Raw genomic sequence first — 5,568 nt, forward strand, 5'->3', positions numbered from 1 at the left:
CTTAGAAACAAGTATGCCACTTATATTACTGCTAAGCAGCAATATAAGGAATATCCCTCTAATAAAAAGATAAACATTATAAAAGTCTAAAAAACTGTTTATCGCTATTTTCTGATGTGAATCCGCATAAATAAAACCTACGACTACTAAAAGCTAAAGAGTCAACTCATTTCTCTTATAAATCTAGAAATGCTTCTATGTTTATAGTCCCCCCAAGGCATTAATCTGATTTGAGGCCAAGTAACATATAGAAAACGTTTTGAACGCGTAAATGCAACATAGGCATTATTTCTTTCTTGAATCATTTCTGTTCCACCACTTCGAATTGCACGATAATCTGGGAATGTCTCGTCATCCATACCTAGTAGAAAAACAATATCATATTCCTGTCCTTTCATAGTGTGCACAGTACTTAATGTAACCCCATTTTTTTGAGATAAAGGATGTGTTTTCCCAAGTGCCATTGAAGTTTTAAATTGTAATAGTGATCTTTTATCAGTCTTTTTGTCATATTCATGCCAATGCTCCAACAATTCTTTTATATCATTCAGAATCATCTTTTTTTCATTATCATCGTTCAACTTGTCATTTTCACTTATACTAACTTTGAATTTTTCTAAAGATGATTTAAAGTTGCTTCCATCATCCTTAAGCCCCAAAATAACATTAATCGCTTCTAATATTTCGTTTTTTTCTAAAACAAGTGCAAGATCACTCAAGCTACCTACATCTTTTTCGTTAATCATATTGAGGAGTTTAATCCAATGAAGGGAATCTTTGGGGTTAACTCTGACGCGAAACGATAATTCGAAAATTTTCATTAACTTAGATTCAAATTTAATAGAACCTGGTGTGATTTTATAAAAGTATGGTATTATATTTTGTTCAAAGACATTGGTCAACTCTTTAAATACATACTTATTTCTTGCGAGAACAGCAATTTTTTCATAAGTTATTTCCCCTTCAATATCCCTATGGTGTTTTAGATGAATCAATTCATTTATTTTATTAGATACCCATAATGCTTCGGTTTGTTCATTATCCATTTTATGAATTTCAAAAATGCCTTCGATTACAGTATTGTTAAAATTATTACTTGTGTTAGGAATGATTCTATCAGCAGCTTGTAATACAGCTTTCGAAGATCGGTAGTTTTCTTGAAGTTCTATTACGGTAGGTTGATAATCCTCTACAAAATTTTCTGTCATGAAATCAGCAGAAGAACCATTGAATGCAAAGATTGATTGGTTTGGATCGCCCACCATCATCACATTCTTATATTCGTTTGAAGTTATTGATCGTAGTAGCTGGTACTGTGCATAATTTAAGTCCTGTGCTTCATCAACACAAATATATTCATAGGTTCTCCGATATAGAGCAGCGATCTTGGGATTCTCGATAAAAAGGCTGTACGATAATAAGATGAGATCATCAAAATCGATTGCATTTTGTGATGATAAAATGTCTTGATAAGAAGAGTAGAGCAAGACAAGTTCTTGATTCTCATATCTATTCAGGAGATCTTCTTCGGACAGTAAATTCCTCTTGGATTTAGATATAAAATCCAAGACCTTGTATCGAAGTTCTCTTTGTTCTTTTGCGTTTAATGTAATATATTGATTATAATATGAAGGAGTGTTCTCAATCGCTTGAGCTATCAGTTCTAGCCGATCCGTTTCATCCTCAAAAATATGAGGGAGGTTTGTTAGTCCTATTAATTTACCGTGATTCTCAAGGACTTGTTGACAAAACCCATGGAAGTTTCCAACAAACAGCTTTTTTCCAACCCCCTCTAAATTACCAAGTCGTTCCTTCATTTCTTCGCCAGCTTTATTTGTGAAAGTGACCGCCAATATTTTCCTGTTCGTCTTTTTGATAAGTCGTTTTATCCGTTCAGTCAATACTCTAGTTTTTCCGCTTCCAGCGCTGGCTTTAACAAGGAGCGCACCATCATCAAACGAAACAATATTTTGTTGAACAGTTGATAATCTTATATTATTCATCTGCAACACTCCTGAAAACAGATTCTAATTTATTGAATAACTCTTTCACCTTATCTGGAATTTCCTTTTCTCGATTTATAATGCTTTCGGCAATTAAATGACCGTACCGGGTCTTTTCGCTGCTAATTATCTGTAGCAATTTTTCATCGTTGTAGGACACAATTTCACGTTCCTTTGCTTGTTCGTGTTGAGGCGAATAGCATTGTGGTAATTCTACCTTGAGTATCGCATCCTTTATTTCTTCACGATAACCACAGCTTACTAATTCTGCCTCAAAATCATTTCCATCATGTAAAAAAGTAATAACATCACCTTGTAATTTTGATGAATTACTTTCAAGAAATTGATTTGTGACACTATCTACAACTTTTGCTTCCGCATCACTTAGTATAAACCACGGAATACTCAAAGCATCTGCAAATCTTATAAACGGAAGATAATTCCCATAGCCTCCGACCCCAATTATATCAACTCCAAGTTCAATAGGAGTTACTCCAAAATATTTCTCGAAAAAAAGTGGTAATGCTTGTTCTTCTGTTTCCCCTTCAATGAAAATAATCGATCTAGAGAAAAATAGTTCGCCTCTAGTGTTAATCACCTGTCTTCTAATTTTTCTAATATCCTCGCTCTTTAAGGAAATAAAATCAATTGAACCACATCCAACGGATTCCTGATCTTTATAAAAGTTTCTTATTTGATTTAGTTCACACGAAGCGGCGACATAAGGGGAGTGCGTAGATATAATTTTTTGTCCTTTAATACCACTAATTTGTGAGTAAAGTTTTTTCTGAGCATTTGGATGCAAATGCGCTTCTGGTTCCTCGATAGCTAAGATAGGAAAAAAAGGCGCATGTTCTCTAAGTGCGTTTTTATTTAGTAAATTAACAAACGACTTTAACACAAGCAATGATGACCAACTTCGCGTTCCCATTCCATGATATTCCATTGAAAAACTATCTTTATTGTCACTATAATAAATTGATAGCCCCTTATTTAAATCTCTAATTTTTTTTGTGAACGGAGTAATATCAACACCTTCACTTGATGTATCCATTGCAGTATTTAAGTCTCTTAGTGTTGTTTTGATGTCAGACAAAATAGAACTACGACTGACTGCTTGTTCGTTAAGTATTTTTATTTGTTCTTCTATTTCTTCTATATCTTCTTGTGAGTACTCAATTTTTGAAATCATTTTTCCGAGATATGAGCTTTTTACCTTCATATCCTCTAAAATATCTCTCTGAGCATCTATGTAAAAAAACGGAATTTCTTCAAAGTTGAAATTTTTTTCAGATCCATTTTCATAATCAAACCAATACTTCTGATTCTCATCTCTAAAAGATGGCCAATCTGACAAAACATATTTTTGAGACTTGTAAGTTGTTTTAATTGGGTCGTAGGTAACCACTGTACGCAACGGAACAATGAAGTTTCCTTGATTATTGAGTTTAATTCTGTCATCTGTAAACAGTGCTTCCCATTGATCGCTGAACGTATCAGTTATGGAATCTGTTTCATCCATTGGAACGATACATACATCAATCACTATTTTATCCGTATTTCTGTCTTCTGATACATAGAAATCATCATAAGAGACAAACTGACTATTCCCAAGCGCAATTTGTAATGCTTTTAATAGTGATGTTTTACCTGTGTTATTCATGCCCGTAATTACAGTGGTTTTTTCAAGATGTACTTCAATATTTTGTAACCCTCTTAACCCAGATACTCTTATAGTCTTCACGAGAATACTCATATACCGTTACCTCATTTCTTTACAAATATGAACCAGTCCATTTATCAAGGTAGAATATCTTAGTAAAAATACTCAGATTTGAAGGGAATATCTGTTGAAAAAAACATTTAGTTCTTGAAGGAATTCTCTATTATCTTGAAAAAAGTGTTCTATATTTTTGTAAACTGCGTTAATGTTATCTCTGATTATCTCATTATCCTCAATTAAATACTTTTTTGTAACATATTCTAAACCTAAATCTTGCATGATTTTCTCGTCCATCGACTCAATGGAATGCATAGTCATGGATAATAACAAATTAAATACATCGCTATAAAAGTACTTTTCTAAAATTTCCTTAAAACATGGTTTTTTTCCATTCCAGTGAATTTGTCCAGTATAGATAATTGTGTAAGGATGGTTTTTCTCAATATAGTCAACTATTATTTCGAAATGGGGTAAAAAAATCCATTGCTTCGATTCAATAACCTGATGTAATGAGAATAGTATGTTACTTGGGGAATAAATAAAAATACTGATCCTGGTATTTTCATCTGATCTATGATCGAGTATTTGGTTAATATCATCTTTCCAAGAACTATTAAATGAAAGGGAATAATTAAGCTCCTGTTTTACTTCATTGAACTTCTGTAAGAATTTACTTTCACATATATCGATAAATAAATCCCTGTTTGTTCCATTTAATCCCATTATCTCGTTCTTTATTTGATCGTCTCCTAATCGTATATCTTCCTTAAGAAATCCATATCGGTTTACCTTTAAAATTTCCCAATTTTCAATAAATGAAGTAAAAGATTCAGGATTCCCTATTTCCAAAAAATACTTTTTAGGTAATTCGTTTTCATATATTTGTTCAACTATTTCAGTAAATACCGATTGTTCTAAATAATATAGTTCGCTATCATCAAACATATCTTCTTCTGATGACTCTATGTATTCTTTTACTTTTGAAATCAAATTTGCTTCATCTTTTAAGTTGTCGAGTTCCTCTAGAATATTCCAATATTTTTCTTTTGAGGAGCTAACAATAACAAAATATAATGCATGTTTGTTTGGGTATTTTTCTCTATCAGTTTGTAATTCGATTAAAATAAAATCATTTATCTTAATATCAGACATAACTTTTTCAATAATATACTTAAGTGAGTCTATTGTTTGATTGTCTTCACAAAAATAACCAAAATGTGTGCGCGAAAATTTTCTTGTAGTAGGACTCTTTACAGGGGCTACTTTAGACTTAGATACAGGCAAATAGTTTGCGTCAATATCTATTTTATATCCTTCTATATGGTATGAATTTTGCAGTAAAAGTTCCGAGAATGGGATAAGCAATTCATTCCAATCAGTTGAAATAATAATAATTCTAACTTCACTTTCCTTTAATTTGTAATTGTGTTTAAGAAGTGCAACATACTTCATTATTTCATGAATAGCTTGCCTGGCTGCTTGATTTGACCGTTTCACTTCAATAACAACGTAGTTGTTATAGTTATCTTTAGCTAAAATATCAACGAAGCCTTTTGTACCGTGTATATTATCGAGCTTGTATTCCTTTTTTATGAGTGTTAGTGTTTCATCAATAAAACTTAGATTATCTGCTATGTAATCTCTGATTTTCTCCTCGTATCGACGGCCCATTCGATTACACCCCAAATCTAATAACAACCGCTGTTCGATTGCTTAGTAAAAGGAAATTAGTAAAGTTAGTGACATGGGATCATCATATCACATAACTATGACTATTTGGTAGTTTCTGCTGATCGGCGAATAGTCACAAAACAAAAAGGTAGTGGCATACTTGTTTCTAAG

3 protein-coding genes are annotated in these 5,568 nt (G+C 32.4%); all 3 read right to left on the minus strand.

What is annotated here, in order from left to right:
- Positions 1–161: 161 nt before the first annotated feature.
- On the minus strand, positions 162–2,003 hold the full coding sequence (locus tag XYCOK13_RS20475; RefSeq protein ID WP_213414112.1) for an ATP-dependent helicase: 1,842 nt from the start codon (positions 2,001–2,003) through the stop codon (positions 162–164).
- A complete protein-coding gene (locus tag XYCOK13_RS20480) occupies positions 1,996–3,759 on the minus strand; it encodes an ATP-dependent nuclease (RefSeq protein WP_213414113.1) in 1,764 nt (587 codons plus the stop codon). Before XYCOK13_RS20480 ends, XYCOK13_RS20475 begins: the two co-directional genes overlap by 8 nt.
- 72 nt (positions 3,760–3,831) lie before the next feature.
- On the minus strand, positions 3,832–5,397 hold the full coding sequence (locus XYCOK13_RS20485) for an endonuclease NucS domain-containing protein (protein WP_213414114.1): 1,566 nt from the start codon (positions 5,395–5,397) through the stop codon (positions 3,832–3,834).
- Positions 5,398–5,568: the final 171 nt, after the last annotated feature.

It is taken from the genome of Xylanibacillus composti (genome assembly GCF_018403685.1).
In the GTDB taxonomy this organism is placed as follows: domain Bacteria; phylum Bacillota; class Bacilli; order Paenibacillales; family K13; genus Xylanibacillus; species Xylanibacillus composti.